Origin of the sequence: Streptomyces sp. B3I8 (assembly GCF_030816915.1) — a bacterium.
Taxonomy (GTDB): domain Bacteria; phylum Actinomycetota; class Actinomycetes; order Streptomycetales; family Streptomycetaceae; genus Streptomyces.
The window spans coordinates 3,817,538-3,836,076 of the sequence record NZ_JAUSYN010000002.1 but is presented as its reverse complement, the minus strand read 5'-3'; the positions used below and the strand labels follow the sequence as shown (position 1 = coordinate 3,836,076).

The window sequence follows — 18,539 nt, the reverse complement described above, 5'->3', positions numbered from 1 at the left end:
CGAGCTGACGTGGGCCGGACCGACGCGGCGCCGAGCCGGCGCGAGGACGGACGCGGCGTAATCCGGCTCCGCTCTCCTCGGCTCAACCCACCGCGGCGTAGTCCGAGTACGTCTCGTCCTCGTCGAGCGAGAGCAGTCCCGCCCCGCGCTCGTACTCCGTGCGCGCGGTCTCCAGCAGACGGCGCCACGAGGTGACGGTCGGTCGCCGGCGCAGCAACGCGCGGCGCTCGCGCTCCGTCATACCTCCCCACACGCCGAACTCGACATGGTTGTCGAGCGCGTCCGCCAAGCACTCCGTGCGCACGGGACATCCCGTGCACACCGCCTTGGCCCTGTTCTGCGCTGCTCCTTGAACGAACAGTTCATCCGGATCGGTAGTGCGGCAGGCCGCCTGCGCACTCCAGTCGGTCACCCAGCCCATACCGGCGCCGTCCTCTCCCGAATCGAGGCTCCCCCACGGCGACGACGGCATATTCACCGCCGCCAGTTGAGGACGTTACGGAAGGTGGGCACGGCGCAACACCCCCAGCGGGCCCAATCTTGAATGGCCCGAACGGACTATGGGGAAGCGGCAGATCACCCGGGGGAGTGAGCTGACGACATGCGTGACTTTCCCGGCAGATCAGGGCAGGTGGGCCGTGCCACAACGGACGCCGGACGACACACGAGGCGGATTCGGACACGCATCCCACAAAAAAGTGGCTGAACGCCGGAACGATTCGGGGTCGCCGGCCGTACTTGATACGTGGGCCTGTCGCTGTGACAGCAGTGAGCAGCTTAGGCCAACGCCTGTCCGCGTGTCCGGCGAATGGGAAGGTAGCCCTTTGGTCCCGTCCGGCCTCTCGTGCTCCGGTCGCCGTCGACCGACCGCCCCGTATGTCACGATCCAGCACTCGAACATTCCGATGGGCGTTCGCTCCCCCGGAACGCTCATCACTTCGGATTAGGCTGCCCCCATGCCAAAGAAGCGCTCGGGCGGGGGCACCTCCCCCACGCAGCAGGCCGCCAAGTTCCTCGGGGTGAGTGTGCTCGCGGGGGCGGTGATGGCCGGCATCGCGCTGCCCGCGGCCGGTGCGCTGGGGCTGGCCGCCAAGGGCTCGGTCCAGAGTTTCGACGACCTGCCGGACAACCTCAAGAGCCCGCAGCTGAGCCAGCGCACCACGATCCTGGACAGCGACGGCGGCCAGATCGCCACGGTCTACTCACGTGACCGCACCGTGGTGGACCTCAAGGCCGTCTCGCCGTACATGCAGAAGGCGATCGTCGCGATCGAGGACTCCCGCTACTACCAGCACGGCGCGGTCGACCTCAAAGGCGTGCTGCGTGCGCTCAACAAGAACGCGCACAGCGGCGGGGTCTCCGAGGGCGCCTCCACGCTCACCCAACAGCTGGTGAAGAACTACTTCGTCGAAGAGGCGGGCAACGACCCGACGAAGGTCGCCCAGGCCACCCAGCAGACGCTGGGCCGCAAGATCCGCGAGCTGAAGTACGCGATCCAGCTCGAGGAGAAGCTCGGCAAGAAGAAGATCCTCGAGAACTATCTGAACATCACATTCTTCGGGCAGCAGGCCTACGGCGTCGAGGCCGCCTCCCAGCGTTACTTCTCCAAGCACGCCAAGGACCTCACGCTCCCGGAGTCCGCGCTCCTGGCCGGCATCGTCCAGTCGCCCTCCGGCTACGACCCGATGAACAACCCGGGCCAGGCCAAGAAGCGTCGCGACGTGGTCCTCACGCGCATGGCGCAGGTCCACGACATCTCCCGGGCCGAGGCCGACAAGGCCAGGAAGACGCCCCTCGGGCTGCACGTGAGTGCCCCGAAGAACGGCTGCATCACGGCCGTCAGGGGAGCCGGCTTCTTCTGCGACTACGTGCGCGAGGTCTTCCTCAGCGACGAGACGTTCGGCAAGACCCGCGCGGACCGCGCCAAGGTGTGGAACCGCGGCGGCCTCACGATCCGTACGACACTCGACCCGAAGGCGCAGGAGTCGGCCCAGGCGTCGATCAAGCAACACGTCAACAAGAGCGACAGCGTGGCCACGGCGGCGACGATCGTCGAGCCCGGCACCGGCAAGATCCTCGCCATGGGCCAGTCCCGTCCGTACGGCTTCCAGAAGAACGAGACGCAGATCAACCTCTCGGTCAACCAGAACATGGGCGGCGGCGCCGGCTACCAGCCCGGTTCGACGTTCAAGCCGATCGTTGCCGCCGCCGCGCTCGAGGGCGGCACACCGCCCACGCAGTCCTACTCCTCGCCGTACAAGATGGAGTACCCGAGCCCGATCTCCGTGTGCGACGGCAAGAAGTGGGTCAACTCCGACGGCACCGAGCTGACCAACGAGAACGAGTCGGAGCACGGCCCGTACGGCATGAAGGAAGCGACCGCCAAGTCGGTCAACACCTACTACGTGCAGCTGATCTCCGACATCGGCATCTGCCCGGTCATCGACATGGCCAAGAAGATGGGTGTGCACCGCGCCGACGGCAACAAGATCACCCAGGCGCCGTCGATCGCCCTGGGCACGCAGGAGATGTCGCCGCTGACGATGGCGAGCGCGTACGCCACCTTCGCCTCCCGGGGCACGTACTGCACGCCCGTCGCGATCGAGGCCATCACCCAGAAGGTCGGCGACAGCAAGAAGTCGCTCCCGGTGCCGAGGACGAAGTGCTCGCGCGCGATGTCGGAGAAGACCGCGGACACCGTGAACACGCTCCTCAAGGGCGTGGTCGAGGACGGCACCGGTACGCAGGCAGGCCTCGGTGACCGCCCCAGCGCGGGCAAGACCGGTACGACGGACTTCCGCTACGCGGCCTGGTTCGTCGGCTACACGCCCAACATGGCGGGCGCGGTGTGGGTCGGCGACCCGGCGCACAAGCGGCGGATGGTCGACATCTCGATCGGCGGCCAGTGGCACGCGAAGGTGTTCGGTGGCGAGGTGCCCGGTCCGATCTGGCGCGACATGATGTCCGGCGCGCTGGCGGGCAAGGAGGCGCCCGACTTCCACCTGGTGAACATCCCCGACGACAAGCGCAAGGGCAACGACGGCAACGGGGACAAGAACGGCAAGGGCCGCGGCCGGGGCGACGGCGGCAACGGGGACAACGACCCCCTGGGCGGTCTGCTCGGCGGCTTCACCAACGGTGGGTTCACCAACGGGGGCGGAGCGAACGGCGGCAACGGCAACGGAGGCCCGGCGGGCGGCGCGACCGCCGGCACGAACGCGGGCACGACCAGCCCGAACCCCGATCCGACGTTCTCCATCCCGAGCGGCTTCTTCCAGGGCCAGGACGGCGGCGGGAACGGCAACGTACGGGGGAACGGCAACGGGGGACAGACCGGGTAGCGCCGGCGCCGCCGACGGGGTTCGGCGCGGTGCCTACTGACTCGTACAGACGAGTGCCCCCAGTACCGACGGGTGCCCTCCTCGACTCTCTCTGAAGTCGAGGAGGGCACCCCTTGCTACGGATCAACCCGCGGCGAGGACCTGCTTGACGAGCGCGGCGACCCGCCCGCCCTCCGCCTGACCGGCCACCTCGGGGTTCACGATCTTCATGACCTGGCCCATGGCCCGCGGCCCCTCGGCCCCGGCCGCCCTTGCCTTCTCGACGGCCTGGACGACGATCTCCCGCAGCTCCTCGTCGGTCAGCTGCTTGGGCAGGTAGACGGCGAGCACCTCGCCCTCGGCCCGCTCCCGCTCGGCCTGCTCCGCACGCCCGCCCTGTGCGAACGCCTCGGCGGCCTCCCGGCGCTTCTTCGCCTCACGGGTGATCACCTTGGTGATCTCGTCGTCGGAGAGCTCGCGCTTCACCGTGCCGGCGACCTCCTCCTTGGTGATGGCGGTGAGGGTCAGCCGGAGCGTGGAGGAGCGGAGCTCGTCTCGCTCCTTGATCGCGGCGTTGAGGTCTGCCTGCAGCTTCGACTTGAGCGTGGTCATGACTCGATTGTCGCAGGTACGAGGAGCAACCCGCCCGTGATTTCCGGGGCGCCCCGCGTCTCCTGCGCGCTTCCCGCGGAACCGGAGTTGTCCACAGGCCGCGCGGACCATACACCGCCGTCTGACACGATGGACTCATGCGCGCGCGATACGGAGTACCCCTGGGAATCACGGCGGTTGCCGCCGCCGGACTGCTCTACTCGGCCGGGTTCGAGGCCCGCTCCTTCCGTCTGCGACGGGTCACGGTGCCCGTCCTCCCGGCCGGGATGCGCCCGCTGCGCCTCCTGCAGGTCTCCGACATCCACATGGTGAGCGGACAGCGCAAGAAGCAGCGCTGGCTGCGTTCGCTGGCGGGCCTGCGCCCCGACTTCGTGATCAACACGGGTGACAACCTCTCGGACCCGGAGGGCGTCCCCGAGGTACTCGACGCCCTGGGCCCGCTGATGGAGTTCCCCGGGGCCTACGTCTTCGGCTCGAACGACTACTACGGCCCCGTGCCGCGCAACCCCGCCCGCTACCTGGGCGAGAAGATCAGCGGACAGCACGGCCTGAACGGCAACGCACCGGCCAAGCGTGTGATCCACAACCCGTGGGAGGACCTCCGCGACGGCTTCGACGCGGCAGGCTGGCTGAACCTGACGAACACGCGCGACACGCTGAAGCTGGAGGGCGGGCTGTCGCTGGAGCTGACGGGCCTGGACGACCCGCACATCAAGCGGGACCGCTACGCGCAGGTGTCCGGCGGTCCGTCGGACGACGCCGACTTCTCCATGGCCGTGGTGCACGCCCCGTACCTGCGGGTACTGGACGCCTTCACGGCGGACGCCTACCCGCTGATCCTGGCCGGCCACACGCACGGCGGGCAGTTGTGCATCCCCTTCTACGGCGCCCTGGTCACCAACTGCGACCTGGACACCGACCGCGTCAAGGGCCTGTCGACGCACACCGCCGAGGGCAACACCTCGTACCTGCACGTCTCGGCGGGCTGCGGCGCCAACCGCTACACCCCGTTCCGCTTCGCCTGCCCCCCGGAGGCAACCCTGCTGACCCTGGCCCCGAAGCAGTAGGACCCGAAGCAGCAGGAAAGAGGGGCGCCGCCCCAGCCCCTCTTTCCTCCACTCACTCTGCACTCGAAACCCGAACAGACCACCCGGATCGCCCCACACCACCCCCCTCCCTAGCGTGAGGGCATGTTCACCCCCCTGCCCCGGGACATACCGGGACTTCCGGCGCTACCGGGCGTGCCCGGCCCCCTGTCGGCCGCCGTCCCGGCCGCCGCGGTGATGACGCCCGTACGCCGCCCCGTGACGGCCGTCTTCCGCCTCCTGATCGCCGCCGCGGCGGCGGCCGGAGTGACGATCGCCCTACTCCACGGCAGCCCGGCCCGGGCCCTGACCTACTTCACGATCCAGAGCGGCGCACTGGCAGCCGTCGTCTTCGCCCTGGCCGCCCAGCGCGCATGGACAGCCCGCCGCTCCCTCCCGCCCGCCCTGACCGGCGCCACCCTGCTGTACACGGCGACAGCGGCTCTGACCTACCACCTGCTCCTGGCGAACGCGTCCCCACCGTTCGCGCTCACGGACACCCCGGCCGACGCGACCGGCTGGCCGGCCGTGGCCGGCCGGCTCCTGCACACGGCGGTCCCGCTCGCGGCCGCGCTGGACTGGCTGTTCCTCACCCCACCGCACCGACTGCGCCCCCGGCACGCCACGGCCTGGCTGCTCTACCCGCTGGCGTACCTGGCCCTGATCCTCACCCGAGGCGCCCTCCTCGCCCCCGGCACCCCAGGCCGCTACGTCCACCCCTTCCTCGACGTGGCATCCCACGGCTACCAGCACGTCCTGACCAACGCCCTCCTCCTGTGCCTGGCCGTCTACGCCCTGGCGATCCTCCTGGTCACCCTGGACCACATCCGCCCGGCCCCCCTGCGCCGCCGCAAAACCGGATTTCGTCTCCGGGCACCGGTGGGCTAAAGTAAACGTCGTCGCCGCGACAGCAGCGACATCGGGGTGTAGCGCAGCTTGGCAGCGCGCTTCGTTCGGGACGAAGAGGTCGTGGGTTCAAATCCCGCCACCCCGACAGCCAAAACAGCAGGTGAGGGCCCTACCGTTCGCGGTAGGGCCCTCACCTGTTTCCGGCTGCGTGTCTATCTGCGTGACTACCGCTTTCCGCGTGTCTACAGCCGCCGTTCCTCCGCACCGAAGATGCCGTCCATGACCACGGCGCCGGTCTGGATCACGGGCCGGATCTGCTTCCGGTAGACCTCTTCCGTCACGGCCGTCCCGGAGTGCCCGACGAGTCGGGAGATCACTTCCAGCGGGACCCCCCGGTCGGACAGCAGGGACACGAAGCTGTGCCGGAGCTCCCTGGGCGTCCACTCGTCGGCGTCGATCCCGTCGACTTCCTTGAGCGCTTGGCGGAAGGCGCGCCGAACGTTCGCGGCGTCGAGCGGTTTGCCGACGGCCGAGGAGAAGACCAGCCCGTGTTCCTCCCACTTCTCGTCAGCGGCGAGCCGGTCCCATCCCTGGTCCTCGAACTGCTGCCAGAGCGCTTCCACGCAGCGCGCCGGCAGCGCGAGCGTGCGCCGGGACTTCCGGGTCTTGGTGTCCCCGCCCCGCCGGACCGAGCGCCACACCGCGATATGCGGAGGTTGCGGCGGGTCGGCGTCCGGCTTGCCCTTGAGGAAGACGTGATCCCAGGTGAGCGCCCGCAACTCCTCGGTACGGGCACCGGTCAGCAGCGCGAGGACGATGTACGCGTACATCGAGGTGCCCTCGGCGCCCTTGAGCACGGCCTCAGCCTGAGCGAAGGTGAGCGCCTTCGAGGGGCGCCCGGCCTGCCCCTGGGGCACCGAGCAGAGTTCGACGACGTTGCGCTTCACCTTGTCCCGAGCCATGGCCCGCTTGACCGCACGGTTGAGGCACGAGTGGATCGCTTGAAGGGTGCGCGTGCTGAGCGCCTTCGCTTTGGCTGCCAGCCAGCGGTCGACGTCTTCCGCGCTCAGGTCACGAAGTTTGCGCGCGCCGAGGGACGGGATGATGTGTGTGTTGCTCAGGATCGCGCACGTCTTCGCCGTGCTGGGGTCGATGCCCACCAGGCCGTACGCGAGCCAGTCCGTCACGGCATCCTTGACCGTGTAGTTGGTGGGCGCGATCGCAAGACCGTCCTCGTGGTCCCGCAGCACCTCCTTGAGCTTGTTCTTGGCCTCGGTCTTGGTCTTGCCACTCCCCCGCTTCACGATCCGCTTGCCACTCGGGTCGAAGCCCAGGTTCGCCGTGGCGATCCACCGTTGCCGCTTCTCGTCCCAGTGCAGGCCGCCGTCACCACGGCTCCGACGCTTGGTCATCAGGCCGCACGCTCCATCTGTCCCGCGATGAAGTCGCCCAGGGCGGAGGCGGGGATGCGCCGGCACCGGCCGATGGTGACCGAGGGCAGGCGACGGGACCGGATCAGGTCGTACACCGTGGACCGGCCGAGACGGAGACGGGCCATTACCTCGGCGACGGTGAGCAGTTCGTCATCACGCACGGTCGGGGTCTCCTTCTACGTCGTGGGAAGCGGAGCGTGAGGACGCGAAGAGGGCTTCCGCGTCCGTGAGGCCAGTCCCGGCGAAGCGCCAGTGCGAGAGGACGAGCACGGTGTCCGGGTCGGGGAGCGGGTGGCCCGCTTCGGCGGCGCGTTCGCGGGTGAGGGCTTCGTTGTGGTCGGCGCGTTCCTGGCGGAGGGCGCCAAGGGTGACGGAGTAGGCACGCGACTTTGTGGAGAAGTGGCCGCGGAAGCCGAGCATGTGGGCCCACTTGCGCAGGCGGAGGTCTTCGAGTTCGGGGAGTGCGCCGAGGTGCCAGCAGGTGAGGATCATCTGCCGGGCGTGGTCGGTGACGCCTGAGCCGATCAGGTCCGTGATCGGGTTGCGGACGGGGCGGTCGAGGGTGCCGGCGGTTTCGGCGCCCTTGGTGGCGTACTTGGCGATGTAGGCGGCAACGGCCCGGCTGGAGAGCTCCGAGGTTCCGGCGAAGTCGGCGGAGCGGATCGGGCGGACGTCGAGCTGTGTACCGAAGCGGAAGGCGTACGCGTGGCCGTCCAGGACGGGCCCGGGTGTCTCGGCGAGGCGGGCCGCCGTGCGGATGGCGTCGGTGAGGAGTTCGGTCGTGGCCCAGGTGGGTGGGGTGTCCTCGGCGCCGTCGGGGCCGTCGAGGCGGATCACGGCGTGGAAGTGGACGGCGCCTCGCCGCTGATACTCGGCGACCTTGGCATAGGAGACCTTGAGGCAGTCGCGCAGCGCGGAGCGGGTGAGGCCCGCGCGGGAGGCGAGCTGTTGGCGCAGGTAGGTGGTGAACCGGGCCCAGAGGGCACCGGCGTGTGCGTTCCACAGGACGGCCGCGCGGTAGTCGTAGCGGTCCGGGTCGAGTGGGGTGCCGAGTGTGGGGTCGTCTTCGGGGTGGGTGCGTCCGCAGCGGCAGCGGCCGCCGGCGGGACGGTTGTGGACGGGGCCGAAGGAGGGGGCGGTGAAGGTGGCGAAGACGCGGGGGTGTTGGGCGACGGTGGGGCCGATGCCCTTGCCGCCGCTCAGTCCGGCGGTGACGAGGTGGAAGGTGTCTTTGCGGTAGATCTCGGCGCAGGCGGCGCACCGGGTGGCGCGGCGGTTGTTGCAGCGGATGAGGAGCTGTCCGGCGGGAAGGTCGCGGTCGACGACTTCCCGGACGATCTCGCCGGTTGCGGCATGGACGTCGAGGCGGTGGCCCTCCATCCGTACGGGCCGCTCGCAGCCGCCCAGGCGCTGGATCTGCCGGGCGTAGGAGCTGAGGTCACCGTGCCGGGCAAGGGCCGTTAGGTTGCGGATGGCTCCGAGGGGAGCCGGGGCGTGCATGTGCGGGTTCCTCCTTGCGGGGCGGCGGGTGTTCGCGGCGTCCGCCCGGCCTGCCTGCCTCTCTGCTCGACTTGTCGAGGGGGCTAGACAGTATGGGTAGGCGAGGCCGGGCGGAGCCGAGGAGTCAGCGGCGGGTGAGCAGGGAGCGGACGACGACGGCGCAGACGGCGACGGAAGCGGCGGTGATGGCGACGGCCAGGAGCATGGAGACCAGGACGGCGCCGACGACCAGGACCACGGCGGTGCCGCCGCCGACGAGGGCGAGGGCGCTGCCGGGGGTGCGCTGCACAGCCGGGCGGGACGAAACCGGGGCGATAGGCGCCGGCGGTGCGACCGGCGAGGCGGCCGGGGTGATGGTGGTCGGTTCGACGACGACGGCGGGCGGGGTGACCAGGCCGGTGGGCTGGGGCATGGTCGGGATCTTGGGCCGGAACATGGGCGGATCTCCTTCCTGGGCGGGTTACTTGACGAAGTTGTCGATGACGGGGGCGAGCAGGCTGTCGGCGAGGAGGTAGCCGCCGAGGAGGAGGGCGGCGATGAGCCACCAGGGCGGGCGGATGAGCTTGACGCCGAGGACTCCGATGCAGAGCAGGGCGAGCCAGAGCGGGACGTTCATGCGGTGGGTCTCCTGTCAGGCGGAGCAGCGGTGGGTACGGGCGGCGAGTTCGGCGGCGGCGCGGCTGTCGTACTCGGCGGAGAAGTCGCAGCGGGGCGCGGTGCAGGCGGCGAGGTGGCGGTGCTTGCCGCGGTCGAGGTAGGTGGCGACGTTCACGGGGCCGATACGGCGGACGTTGCGGAAGCGGCGGTGCATGGCAGTGCTCCTCTCAGAGGTGGGCGGCGACGGAGGCCGTCATGGACGGGGGCAGGCCCAGCCGGGCGCGTACGGCGTCGGGGTCGGCGGGGCGACCGGTGGCGGAGTGGTGTTCGTCGGCCAGGGCCCGAACGCGGTCGACGAGGGCGGGCGGAAGGGTGACGGCGGGAGCGGGCGCCGGGACTGGGGTCGAGGTTGCGGCCGGTTCGGTGGCTGTCTCGGGAGCGGGGTCGGGGTCGGGGTCGGTGGACGGTGCCGGGAGCGCGTCCCGGTCGGTCGTGTCGACGGCGGCCGGGGCGGGAGGCCGTTCCTCGTACGCGTCGGTCGACGGGGCCGAGGAGTCAGGGACGGCCAGCGCTTCCGTGCTGGCGTGCGGGGTGTGGGCGAGGAGCGTGCCGCCGAAGAAGGCGACGGCGGGCCAGCCCGCGACGACGACGCGGAGCGAGGCGGGGACGTGGTCGAGGTCGAGGAGTCCGGCGGTGGCGACGTTGGCGCCGAGCGATGCGGCCAGGGCCACTAGGAACCACAGGCGCGGTCCCCCGGCCGCCTGCCCCGCCCGCTGTGCTTGCCGCATCCGGCGCCAGGCGGCGACCAGCAGCAGGTCGACGCTGACCGGGTAGGCCCACGCCTTCCACCCGCCCTGTCCGGCCGCCGAGGCGAGGTCGTGCAGGTGGGAGAAGGACAGGGCGCCGGCGATGACGGCCTGAACGATCACGGCATCCACGCGGACCAGGTGGGCACGCATCGGCTCCGGTTCCTTCCTGTTTCAGGCATGGGAGGGGTAGGGACATGGCGCGAGGCGGTCACGCCGACCGTGGAGAAGAGGGGTGCGGCTACTCGGTCACCGGGCGAGCGGTGGGCACGGCAGCGGTCGAGGAGGACGGCCCAGCCGCTTCGACGGCGACGGCGGGCCGGAAGGCGTCGAGCCGGGGCAGATCCGGCACCAGGGCGGCGGTGTCCCGGCAGACGGCCGCCGCGTCGTCGAGGGTGAGGTGCGGTGAGCGGACACGGGACCAGCCGCCGGAGGAGTCCCCGACGACGGCGACGCCGGGACGCTCGGCCGGGATGGCGGTCGCGGCCAGCGCGGCCTCAGGGGAGATGTCGGCCAGCGCCATGTTCGCCGACGCTTCGTCGTTGACGCGGTGGCAGATGCGGCCCGAGAGCTGAGCGCGCAGCATTGTGGCGCCCTTGCCCAGTTCGGCGCCGAAGCGCTGTCCGCACACCTCCAGGAAGATGCCGGCCGCGCGGCCGAGCTGGGCGAGGCGGATGAGCTTGGTGACCATCGCGTCCCGCCGCTTCTCGTCGTCCTTGCTCGCGGCCAGGAAGAGTTCGGCGACCTCGTCGACGACGACCACGACCGGCACCGGCCGCGCCGCTTCCGGCAGCCCCCACACGTCCGAGGTGAGCACGGCGTCCGGACCGGCCCCGCTCCGCAGGCCGATGAGCCGGAACCGTGCCTCCATCTCCTCCAGCAGCACGTCGAGGAGTTCGTTCGCCCGGTCCGGGGTGTCGGCGAGCGCGGACAACCGGGGCGCGAACGGCGCCAGTTCGACGCCCCATTTGCAGTCGATGCCGACCAGGACGACCGATTGACGGGCCAGGCCGCACAGCAGGTTGCGCAGGTAGACGGACTTGCCGGACTGCGTGGCGCCGAGGATCAGTTCGTGCGGCACGGTGCGGAAGTCCCGCACGTGCCATACGCCGTCCTCCCGCAGCGCCAGCGGCAGGCACAGCGTGCCGTCCCCCAGCCGGTGCCGGGCGGGCCGCACCTCGGCGAGCACGTCCCAGCCGACGAGCCGCAGTTCCAGCCGTCCCGGTTTCGTGGGACGGACGTGCACGGCGTGGGCGCCCCAGGCGTGCCGCAGCCGGTCGGCCGAGGCGGCGAAGTCCTCGGGAGCCTGCCCGGCCGCCATCCGCAGCCGCATCACGAGCCCGGATCCGGTCGGCCGGGGGAAGGAGTGGCGAGGCGGTACGGGTGCCGCCTGCCGCCCGATCATCCGGGCGGTGGCCCGGCGGACGGCCGAGGCCGGGACCGTCAGGCCGCAGGCGTCCATCGTCGCCCGGTAGGAGACGAGGACCCGCAGCGCGACGGCCGGATACCCGACCAGCCACCAGAACACCACCGGCATACGACGGCGCACCACCAGCAGCACGGCCAGGACCAGCAGCACCGGGAGCAGAACCCGGACGGTGTCGGCCATGGCGATCAACCCTGCACCGACGCCGGGGCGTTGACCATGACCGCGTCCGCCCGGTAGGCGATGCCGTGCCGGGCCCGCCCGCCGAACTCGCTCTCCCACGGCCGGGCCACCAGACCCGACAGGACGACCGGCGCACCCATCACCAGGCCCTCACCGATGCCCGGCTCAGGAACGGTCACCTTGATCATGTCCGAACCGCCGGCCGCGATGAACACCAGCTCCAGCACCATCAGCCGCTGATTGGTCACCGGGTCCACGGCAACCTCACCGGTCTGCCGGTCCCGCACCTTCACCTCAGGCAGCTTCGTCACGAGGAGCGTCGCGGCCGAGGTGTCCACGGGGATCACACGCATTGTCTGTACCTCACTGAGTCGGCGAATCTGCGTACCCCCCTAGACAGCGCAAGGAGGGGCCCGCCCTAACTGTCTAGGGGGGTCGACATTCAAGGTAACCGACGACCCATCAACTGTCTAGGGGGGTATACGGACGCGTGTCAGATCGCGCGCCCGCACGCGCTACGACAGCACCCAGTGAAGGACCGTCGCGTCGTCGCGCGCCTTCCCTCGCGGCCAGCGCCGTCCGTCAGGGTCGCCGGCCTCAGCCTCACGCACGCGCCGGATCAGCTCATCCGGCCCGGAGGAGCTGAGGAGCGCCAACGTCTCTTCCCAGTCGGAGAGTTCGAAGCGGTCGACAAGCCGCGTAGCCCCGTCGCTCAGCAACGTCGCGGACGCCAGCGATCCCAGCGGAACCGTCCCCGTCACTGCGTGTTCTACCACCCCTGGATCAGGACCGGCGATCCAGAAGCCATCCGGCCGATTCCGGAGCCCGGTCAGCGCATCGCGGTACTCGGCGAGCGCGGCGGCATGCTCGGGCGAGCCGGTAGGCAGCTCGTCGACCGGCCCGCGCAGCCGCTTGCCGACCTCGTCCAGGCGCCGGTCGGTGACCACGGTCGTACCGCCGTCCCGGTCGGCCAGGAGCAGGGAGGAGTCACCGAGGACGAGGTACTCCAGAGCTCCCGCGCCGACACGTGCGGCGACGACCGTACTGGTGGGACTGGCCCGGTACGCCAGATCGCACGTGCCCTCATGCAAGGACCGGACGAGGCCGATGGAGTCGGCCAGACACTCGGCGAGCGGCCGGACGGGGTACGCGGTGATGCTGCGCAGCAGCAAGGCCCCGAGCGTCGAGGAGAACCAGGCGACGCCGTGCGTGCATCCGGTCTCCGCCCCGCCGACGCCGGCCCCGTCGAGGAGGACGGCGACACCGGGAGCGGCGGCGGCGAAGTCCTCGTTCTCCCTGTCGGGGCCGGCGGGCAGTGTGGCGAGGGCAGTCCTCACGAGGACGCCTCTTCGTCGTGCCGGTAGAGCGGGCAGAGAAGTTCGACGGACTGCGGTTCGCTGGTCTCCGGGTCGTACTCGACGCCCACCAGCGTGGAGAACCGGCGGTCCCCCACCTGTCCCCACAGCGCGTTGAGGTCGTTGGCGAGCAGCTGCACGACACCGAGGGAGCCTTGCGTGTGAATGCCGGCGATGGCGAGCAGCGAGCCGCCACCGTCCGGGCGCGACAGCCGGCCGAGGTATCCGACGTCGTACGGCCGGGCCGGATCACTGTCCTGTCCCGAACGATGCACGGCGCCGGTCCGGCGGTCCACCACTGTCCAGGGCCCGTCTTCCGCGCGCTCCCAGCGCAGCACCGGATCTTGCGCGTAGGTGTCCCACATCTCCTGAGACATGCGCGGGCCGCAGACGACGACCAGGCCCTCACGATTGAGGTCGATCTCACCTGTAACCGGCACATGTTCCGAGGTGACGCCGAGGCCATACGAGCGCGCCAGGTCCTCCAGCCGCTTGCCGGAACTGACGTCGTCCACGGCGACGACCGTCCGCCCGCGTTCGTCGTCACGCCGCAGCGGAGTGGCAACGGTGACAGCGCCCCGGCCGAGGAAAGCCCCTTCCGGCGCCGGGCCGGTATGGCGGATCTGGTGAATGCGCCCGCGGCTCAGGCCGGCCTTCTCGGCGATCTGCGCGTACGACAGCCCTTGCGCGTGCAGGTCCTGCACCACACGCCGACGGAGGCGGGCCAGCTCTGTCACCTCCTGCTGTGCGTCGGCCAGCCGGGTCGTGACCTCACGCAGGAGCAGGTACGGATCATCAATCGCCATGATCCGTTGCAGCTCGTCCGACATGAGCACACCTCCTAGGAATACCCAGGAGTCTAGGGCCCTAGACGGAATGGGCGGGAGACGCCGACCCGTACGAACGTCGACCACGAAGAACCGGGACCGCCGCCGGGGCACACCCCGAGGACTCACCCGCCACCGCCCACAGCCCAGCCCCGGACTATCACCGGGCGGCGCGCGCTCACGCGCCCTCCCGCGCCAACTCGGCCCAGACCGAACGGCCGTCGGGCCAGTCCTTGACTCCCCAGTCCTTCGCACAGGCGGCGATGAGCAGCAGCCCGCGCCCGCCCTCCTCCTGATTGGTGACGTCGCACAGATGCGGCACACAGGGGCCGCCCTGGTCGACCACCTCAAGGCGGATCAGGTCGTGACCGAAGCCGACGATCACGAGGAACCAGCCGCCGGCCGAACCGCTCAGCGAGTGCCGCACGGCATTGGTCGCCAGCTCACTCACGATCAGGACGGCATCGTCGACGGGGCCCCGTTCGGCGAGCAGGGAGGCCACGAAGTGACGGGCGTGGGTCACCTCCTCGGCGAGACCAGGGAAGGCACGGCACCACTTGGAGAGCATGGGAGAACACCTCAGTTCGTCTAGGGGGCTAGACAGCGTGACGGCAGAGTATTCCCACGCCCGCTCACCGGACTAGGCATCCCGAGGAATTATTCCTCTATGGGGTGACGGTGTCTCCCAGCTCCCGGAACTCCGTCATCATCCGCAACAGCAGCTCTCGCACCTCGCCACCGAAGACCGCCGCCCCCTCGAACCGAGCGAACGACTCCTCGTACGCGGCCACCTCAGCGGAGTCCACCGACACCCGCTCACGGTCGAACGCCTCCACCACGACCGCCCGCCGGTCGCACAGCCTGAACCCATGCCGGGGCAACACCGGCACCGGCCGACGCCAGGGCACAACCCCGAGCCGGACTGTACTCAGACTCTCAACGGCCAGCAGCCGGTCGAGTTGGGCGAGCATCAACGCAGGCGTCCCCGGCCACGTCCGCAACACCGCTTCCGTCAGCACGAACACCGATTCCCGCCCCGGCTCATACAGCACGCTCTGCCGCTCGAAAGTCACGGCCAGCAACAGCACGCCCGACCGCCTCAGGCGTCGAGCCCGGCACACCCTCGAAGACGTGACGGGCGTACTCCGCGCTCTGGAGCATGGCGGGCAGGATGACGCACTGAAACGACCGCACCAGCCGAGCGGACCGAACCTCTTCGTCAACGGCCGCACCGACGGGGGCCCCGTTGTCTGCCGGTTGGCCAGAGTCCGCAGCAGTGGCCACAGCGGCCAGGAGGTCACGCACCTCACGAGCCGTCGACTCATCAAGGCCGAGGGCACCCAAAAGCCGGTCGAGCACATCGAGACTCGGAACCATGCGCCCCGTCTCGACCTTGGACACGGTCGGCTGCCCCACACCAGCACGCTGCGCCAGGGCAGCACCCGTCAGGCCGGCCTCTGCCCGCAGCATCCGAAGACGCCCGCCAAGCGCCCGCATCAGCTCCCGCCGCTCACTCCCCATGCTCAGGGTTCTACACCACCAGGCAGCAGACACCAGGAGCCTAAGCCACGTCGACGGCCGTCAAGCATCTACCGGGACCGGACACACCAACAACCCGTGCCTGATTCAAACTTTCTCTACTGGTTCAAGGCGGCTCGCTCCGCTCCCCGCGCGCGGCCCGGCCCCCGGCCGGGCCTGCGCTCCTGCCTTCGTCCCGCTCCAGCCCGGCCGGCGGCCGGGCCGCGCACCCGGCGTTCAGCCGTCCGGTGTCAGAGATTGGAGCACACCATAGCCAAAGCGCTTGCCTCCTTCCTTACAGGAGACCAAAATATGGCGTCTTGGTGTTGACTGCGTGTTTCACGGACATAGCCATTGGGACTTCGGCAGTCAAAGCGATCAGGTGGTGGATGCATGAGCACGTCCGGGGGAAGCGCCAGCACCGGAGGAAGCGCCAGCACCGGAGGAAGCGCCAGCACCGGAGGAACCACCGGGGGAAGCGCCAGCACCGGAGGAACCACCTCAGCGGAAAGAACGCGAAACTTTTTAGCCGAAGCTCTAGACCCCGAGGCTGCACAGAACGGGCAAAGCCTTCGGCGCATTTCTGCCAAAAAAGCGCTCGCCATATTGGCCGTTTTCCTCGTGGGAATCCTTACGACCTACGCGTACACCCACATCCTGGCCGACGATGCCGCAGAAGTTGCCGATAAAGCGGCAGATAATGTAGAAAAATCTAAACCTGCACTCGACGCACACCTCTCCTATATTCCTCCCGCCGAGCAAGCGGCTGGGGAGGTCGACTATTGGGAATTCGATCGGGTCCTGACCCAGGCGGAAGTCGATGTGATCAATAAGTCGAACGTCAGCGACAAAAAACTCAGGAAAAAGCTCTCCGATTTGGGCGGGCAGCGGGTTCTGGGGCGGCGCGGAGATCCAGAGAATGCACCCCTCCCCTATCTTTCCATGCAGCTCGAGCTCTCCTCTCAGCGCGGTGGCGTAATCACGATTAAACGCATCTATGCGAAAACGATAAAATGCACTGAATCTACAGCCCAATCGGCACTCGTTCCTGCACCGTCCGGGGGTGTCTCTAACAGGGATGGACTGGTATTCGATTTCACCCAGGCTGAAAACCCGGGAGACACAGTCGACGCTACGGATGATGCCTCAGGAAAGCCCTACCTGACAGTTAAGGGGGTAGCGCTGCAAAATAACCTAGAACCTGCATTCATGAATATCTCTGTCGCCTCGGACCGCGGGTGCGAATGGTCCCTTCATTTGAAATACTACGTTCCAGCAGATAATGAGACAAAAGACATTTCCGTCAAGGTTAATAAAGGGAATCCCGCATTTAAGTTCACGCCCTTCGGTGGCGCCTCTCAGCTAATCGCCAGAGACGGCTATGGGAGGTATTCCATTATCCCATAATTGATTGTCAGTAGCGCTCATTTTCGATCTGTTGAATCGAACCCACATGCTTCAGCGGTCGCGCCTGTGGGCACCGTCAGCGCGAGTGGGCAGTCGTGATTGTTCCAGCCGACGGTATTGACTACGTGGTGGAAGCCGGTGAGTGTGCAATGAGACATACGCGCGCCTGATCGCTGGCACTCCCGGCGTCGTAGCTAAGCGTTGTCCCGTAATTGATCACGGTCGTGCTTGCTGACCTGCCTGCTCGGTTCAGCCGGTGATGGTGACGTTGTGGAGGCGGGCGATGCCGAGCATGGCGTGGTGAACGCCGTTGCCCTTCAAGCGGCAGTCGCGGAGGATCTTCCAGCTCTTCATCCGGGCGAAGGCGTGCTCGCCGCGGGCCCTGACCTTGCGGTGAGAGGCGTTGTGTTCCTCTTTCCAACTTGGTAGTTCGGCCCGACCGGGGTCACGGCGGTGAGGGATGATCAGGCCAGTGCCCCGGTAGCCACCGTCAGCGATCACAGTGGTCCGGCCGATGGCGTCCTTCGCTCCGGACAGCTCCCATGCCTTGCAGTCGTTGCGGTTCCCCGGGACCGGTCGGCCGACGGCGACGACCAGACGGGTGTCGGCATCGATGACGACTTGGTGGTTGGTGGAGTACCTGTAGTTCTTCGACTGCTCGGCGATCGTGTGGTCCCGGGTGGGGATTAGGGTGCCGTCGACGATCAGCACCGTGTCTTTCCGGAACCTCGTGCGAGGCCGCAGGGCGAGCAATGGCCCGATGTGGGCGATGATCCGGTCCGCGGCGGACTTGGAGACCCCGAACAATGGGGCCAGCTGCCGCAGGGTGAGGTTCGTCCGCCAGTACGCGGCCACCAGCAGAAATCTGTCTTCCAGCGGTAGGCCCCAGGGCCGGCCTCTGCTCACCGGGTCGGCGCCCTCCCGCCGCAACGCAGTCACAAGTTTCGTGAACTGTCGTGGGCTCAGCCCGGTGAACGGGGCTATCCAGGAGGGTTCCGACGCCGTGATCACACCAGCCACGGCGAGATCGTCTCACCTTGATCATGCTTCGGGGCCCGCAGCCTCTGGCGGGACAGTATCTCGATCGCCCGGACGGCTTCCCCGTGAGATCCTCCGCCCGTGGCTACGGAGACCGAGGTGGGGGAGCTGTTGCACCAGCGCGGCTGGCGAACGGCGTTCACGGTCACTGAAAGGGTAAACGCGTGGGCCGCCCTGGTGAGCGCCATCGAGCGCGGCTACGGCGACGACATCTACGAGTACACCAACGACCTCTACTGCCGGAACTGGCTGCACGAGGCATGGATCCTGCTGGACGAACACATCGTCCAGCTCTGGACCCCGCGGATCAAAGCTCTGGACGACCGGTACAGGGCCGCGACCGTCGACGACGACGGCCAAGCACTCGACCAGTTCCACAGGCTGCCCGGCCCCGACCTGTGGTGGTGGCGCCGACACCCGCGCAGCCTCACCGGAGACCTCGGGCGTTCCCTTCGCTCGGCCGGCGCCATCGGCACCGACCCTGACGCAGCATGACCCTCAGCCTCATGGGCTTACGGGACAACCTTTAGCTGTCGTCGACTGAGCTTCGTGACACTGCCGGAAATCAGTTACTGGCCCGCGA

General features: G+C 68.9%; 22 protein-coding genes and 1 tRNA gene. 6 read left to right on the top strand and 17 right to left on the bottom strand.

What is annotated here, in order from left to right:
* Positions 1-82: 82 nt before the first annotated feature.
* A complete protein-coding gene (locus QFZ64_RS19210) occupies positions 83-421 on the bottom strand; it encodes a WhiB family transcriptional regulator (protein WP_307067402.1) in 339 nt (112 codons plus the stop codon).
* Positions 422-956: 535 nt separating this feature from the next.
* On the opposite strand from QFZ64_RS19210, the gene QFZ64_RS19205 reads away from it, so the two are divergent.
* Complete coding sequence (locus QFZ64_RS19205) at positions 957-3,341, top strand: transglycosylase domain-containing protein (protein WP_307067400.1); 2,385 nt, start codon at positions 957-959, stop codon at positions 3,339-3,341.
* Between the two features lie 123 nt (positions 3,342-3,464).
* Here QFZ64_RS19205 and QFZ64_RS19200 read toward each other — a convergent pair whose 3' ends face one another.
* Positions 3,465-3,932 carry a GatB/YqeY domain-containing protein gene (locus QFZ64_RS19200; RefSeq protein WP_307067398.1) on the bottom strand — a complete coding sequence of 156 codons (468 nt, stop codon included), beginning with the start codon at positions 3,930-3,932 and terminating at the stop codon, positions 3,465-3,467.
* A gap of 137 nt (positions 3,933-4,069) precedes the next feature.
* On the opposite strand from QFZ64_RS19200, the gene QFZ64_RS19195 reads away from it, so the two are divergent.
* The 3 genes from QFZ64_RS19195 (at position 4,070) to QFZ64_RS19185 (ending at position 6,011) form a co-directional block, all read left to right on the top strand.
* Positions 4,070-4,999 carry a metallophosphoesterase gene (locus tag QFZ64_RS19195; protein WP_307067396.1) on the top strand — a complete coding sequence of 310 codons (930 nt, stop codon included), beginning with the start codon at positions 4,070-4,072 and terminating at the stop codon, positions 4,997-4,999.
* A gap of 123 nt (positions 5,000-5,122) precedes the next feature.
* The gene (locus tag QFZ64_RS19190) at positions 5,123-5,905 is read left to right on the top strand and encodes a Pr6Pr family membrane protein (RefSeq protein WP_307067394.1); all 783 of its coding nucleotides are present in this window, start codon (positions 5,123-5,125) and stop codon (positions 5,903-5,905) included.
* A 32-nt stretch (positions 5,906-5,937) separates the two neighbouring features.
* Positions 5,938-6,011: transfer RNA gene (locus QFZ64_RS19185), tRNA-Pro, on the top strand.
* 97 nt (positions 6,012-6,108) lie between these two features.
* Here QFZ64_RS19185 and QFZ64_RS19180 read toward each other — a convergent pair.
* The 14 genes from QFZ64_RS19180 to QFZ64_RS19115 form a co-directional block, all read right to left on the bottom strand.
* The gene (locus QFZ64_RS19180) at positions 6,109-7,278 is read right to left on the bottom strand and encodes a site-specific integrase (RefSeq protein ID WP_307067393.1); all 1,170 of its coding nucleotides are present in this window, start codon (positions 7,276-7,278) and stop codon (positions 6,109-6,111) included.
* Positions 7,278-7,460: a helix-turn-helix domain-containing protein gene (locus QFZ64_RS19175; protein ID WP_307067391.1), complete on the bottom strand. Its 183-nt coding sequence runs from the start codon at positions 7,458-7,460 to the stop codon at positions 7,278-7,280. Before QFZ64_RS19175 ends, QFZ64_RS19180 begins: the two co-directional genes overlap by 1 nt.
* Positions 7,453-8,799 (bottom strand): replication initiator, encoded by a 1,347-nt coding sequence (locus QFZ64_RS19170; protein WP_307067389.1) that lies wholly within the window; start codon positions 8,797-8,799, stop codon positions 7,453-7,455. Before QFZ64_RS19170 ends, QFZ64_RS19175 begins: the two co-directional genes overlap by 8 nt.
* 124 nt (positions 8,800-8,923) lie before the next feature.
* Positions 8,924-9,235 carry a SpdD-like protein gene (locus QFZ64_RS19165; RefSeq protein WP_307067388.1) on the bottom strand — a complete coding sequence of 104 codons (312 nt, stop codon included), beginning with the start codon at positions 9,233-9,235 and terminating at the stop codon, positions 8,924-8,926.
* A gap of 24 nt (positions 9,236-9,259) precedes the next feature.
* Positions 9,260-9,415 (bottom strand): hypothetical protein, encoded by a 156-nt coding sequence (locus QFZ64_RS19160; protein WP_006138372.1) that lies wholly within the window; start codon positions 9,413-9,415, stop codon positions 9,260-9,262.
* A gap of 15 nt (positions 9,416-9,430) precedes the next feature.
* A complete protein-coding gene (locus QFZ64_RS19155) occupies positions 9,431-9,610 on the bottom strand; it encodes a mobile element transfer protein (RefSeq protein WP_307067386.1) in 180 nt (59 codons plus the stop codon).
* Positions 9,611-9,623: 13 nt separating this feature from the next.
* A complete protein-coding gene (locus tag QFZ64_RS19150) occupies positions 9,624-10,355 on the bottom strand; it encodes a DUF2637 domain-containing protein (protein WP_307067382.1) in 732 nt (243 codons plus the stop codon).
* An 88-nt stretch (positions 10,356-10,443) separates the two neighbouring features.
* The gene (locus tag QFZ64_RS19145; RefSeq protein ID WP_307067380.1) at positions 10,444-11,811 is read right to left on the bottom strand and encodes an FtsK/SpoIIIE domain-containing protein; all 1,368 of its coding nucleotides are present in this window, start codon (positions 11,809-11,811) and stop codon (positions 10,444-10,446) included.
* A 5-nt stretch (positions 11,812-11,816) separates the two neighbouring features.
* Complete coding sequence (locus QFZ64_RS19140) at positions 11,817-12,164, bottom strand: hypothetical protein (RefSeq protein WP_006138367.1); 348 nt, start codon at positions 12,162-12,164, stop codon at positions 11,817-11,819.
* 162 nt (positions 12,165-12,326) lie between these two features.
* Positions 12,327-13,148 carry an integrase gene (locus QFZ64_RS19135; RefSeq protein ID WP_307067376.1) on the bottom strand — a complete coding sequence of 274 codons (822 nt, stop codon included), beginning with the start codon at positions 13,146-13,148 and terminating at the stop codon, positions 12,327-12,329.
* Positions 13,145-13,996 carry a sigma factor-like helix-turn-helix DNA-binding protein gene (locus tag QFZ64_RS19130; protein WP_307067373.1) on the bottom strand — a complete coding sequence of 284 codons (852 nt, stop codon included), beginning with the start codon at positions 13,994-13,996 and terminating at the stop codon, positions 13,145-13,147. Before QFZ64_RS19130 ends, QFZ64_RS19135 begins: the two co-directional genes overlap by 4 nt.
* 175 nt (positions 13,997-14,171) lie before the next feature.
* Complete coding sequence (locus tag QFZ64_RS19125) at positions 14,172-14,561, bottom strand: ATP-binding protein (RefSeq protein ID WP_307067371.1); 390 nt, start codon at positions 14,559-14,561, stop codon at positions 14,172-14,174.
* Positions 14,562-14,658: 97 nt separating this feature from the next.
* On the bottom strand, positions 14,659-15,081 hold the full coding sequence (locus QFZ64_RS19120; RefSeq protein WP_307067369.1) for a Scr1 family TA system antitoxin-like transcriptional regulator: 423 nt from the start codon (positions 15,079-15,081) through the stop codon (positions 14,659-14,661).
* Positions 15,035-15,463 carry a Scr1 family TA system antitoxin-like transcriptional regulator gene (locus QFZ64_RS19115; RefSeq protein WP_307071760.1) on the bottom strand — a complete coding sequence of 143 codons (429 nt, stop codon included), beginning with the start codon at positions 15,461-15,463 and terminating at the stop codon, positions 15,035-15,037. The genes QFZ64_RS19120 and QFZ64_RS19115 overlap by 47 nt, the downstream gene beginning before the upstream one ends.
* A 441-nt stretch (positions 15,464-15,904) precedes the next feature.
* Between QFZ64_RS19115 and QFZ64_RS19110 the strand changes: the two genes are divergently transcribed.
* A complete protein-coding gene (locus QFZ64_RS19110) occupies positions 15,905-16,918 on the top strand; it encodes a hypothetical protein (protein WP_307067367.1) in 1,014 nt (337 codons plus the stop codon).
* A 249-nt stretch (positions 16,919-17,167) separates the two neighbouring features.
* On the opposite strand, the gene QFZ64_RS19105 is transcribed toward QFZ64_RS19110, so the two are convergent.
* Positions 17,168-17,938 (bottom strand): transposase, encoded by a 771-nt coding sequence (locus QFZ64_RS19105; protein WP_307067365.1) that lies wholly within the window; start codon positions 17,936-17,938, stop codon positions 17,168-17,170.
* 99 nt (positions 17,939-18,037) lie between these two features.
* Between QFZ64_RS19105 and QFZ64_RS19100 the strand changes: the two genes are divergently transcribed.
* Entirely contained in the window at positions 18,038-18,451 is a 414-nt protein-coding gene (locus QFZ64_RS19100) for a hypothetical protein (protein WP_307067362.1), read from the top strand.
* Positions 18,452-18,539: the final 88 nt, after the last annotated feature.

Excerpts from the sequence above, each read along its gene's own strand:
- QFZ64_RS19210 (WP_307067402.1), bottom strand. The coding sequence starts at position 421 with ATGGGCTGGGTGACCGACTGGAGTGCGCAGGCGGCCTGCCGCACTACC.
- QFZ64_RS19205 (WP_307067400.1), top strand. The coding sequence starts at position 957 with ATGCCAAAGAAGCGCTCGGGCGGGGGCACCTCCCCCACGCAGCAGGCC.
- QFZ64_RS19200 (WP_307067398.1), bottom strand. The coding sequence starts at position 3,932 with ATGACCACGCTCAAGTCGAAGCTGCAGGCAGACCTCAACGCCGCGATC.
- QFZ64_RS19195 (WP_307067396.1), top strand. The coding sequence starts at position 4,070 with ATGCGCGCGCGATACGGAGTACCCCTGGGAATCACGGCGGTTGCCGCC.
- QFZ64_RS19190 (WP_307067394.1), top strand. The coding sequence starts at position 5,123 with ATGTTCACCCCCCTGCCCCGGGACATACCGGGACTTCCGGCGCTACCG.
- QFZ64_RS19180 (WP_307067393.1), bottom strand. The coding sequence starts at position 7,278 with ATGACCAAGCGTCGGAGCCGTGGTGACGGCGGCCTGCACTGGGACGAG.
- QFZ64_RS19170 (WP_307067389.1), bottom strand. The coding sequence starts at position 8,799 with ATGCACGCCCCGGCTCCCCTCGGAGCCATCCGCAACCTAACGGCCCTT.
- QFZ64_RS19165 (WP_307067388.1), bottom strand. The coding sequence starts at position 9,235 with ATGTTCCGGCCCAAGATCCCGACCATGCCCCAGCCCACCGGCCTGGTC.
- QFZ64_RS19160 (WP_006138372.1), bottom strand. The coding sequence starts at position 9,415 with ATGAACGTCCCGCTCTGGCTCGCCCTGCTCTGCATCGGAGTCCTCGGC.
- QFZ64_RS19155 (WP_307067386.1), bottom strand. The coding sequence starts at position 9,610 with ATGCACCGCCGCTTCCGCAACGTCCGCCGTATCGGCCCCGTGAACGTC.
- QFZ64_RS19150 (WP_307067382.1), bottom strand. The coding sequence starts at position 10,355 with ATGCGTGCCCACCTGGTCCGCGTGGATGCCGTGATCGTTCAGGCCGTC.
- QFZ64_RS19145 (WP_307067380.1), bottom strand. The coding sequence starts at position 11,811 with ATGGCCGACACCGTCCGGGTTCTGCTCCCGGTGCTGCTGGTCCTGGCC.
- QFZ64_RS19140 (WP_006138367.1), bottom strand. The coding sequence starts at position 12,164 with ATGCGTGTGATCCCCGTGGACACCTCGGCCGCGACGCTCCTCGTGACG.
- QFZ64_RS19130 (WP_307067373.1), bottom strand. The coding sequence starts at position 13,996 with ATGTCGGACGAGCTGCAACGGATCATGGCGATTGATGATCCGTACCTG.
- QFZ64_RS19125 (WP_307067371.1), bottom strand. The coding sequence starts at position 14,561 with ATGCTCTCCAAGTGGTGCCGTGCCTTCCCTGGTCTCGCCGAGGAGGTG.
- QFZ64_RS19115 (WP_307071760.1), bottom strand. The coding sequence starts at position 15,463 with ATGCTGCGGGCAGAGGCCGGCCTGACGGGTGCTGCCCTGGCGCAGCGT.
- QFZ64_RS19110 (WP_307067367.1), top strand. The coding sequence starts at position 15,905 with ATGAGCACGTCCGGGGGAAGCGCCAGCACCGGAGGAAGCGCCAGCACC.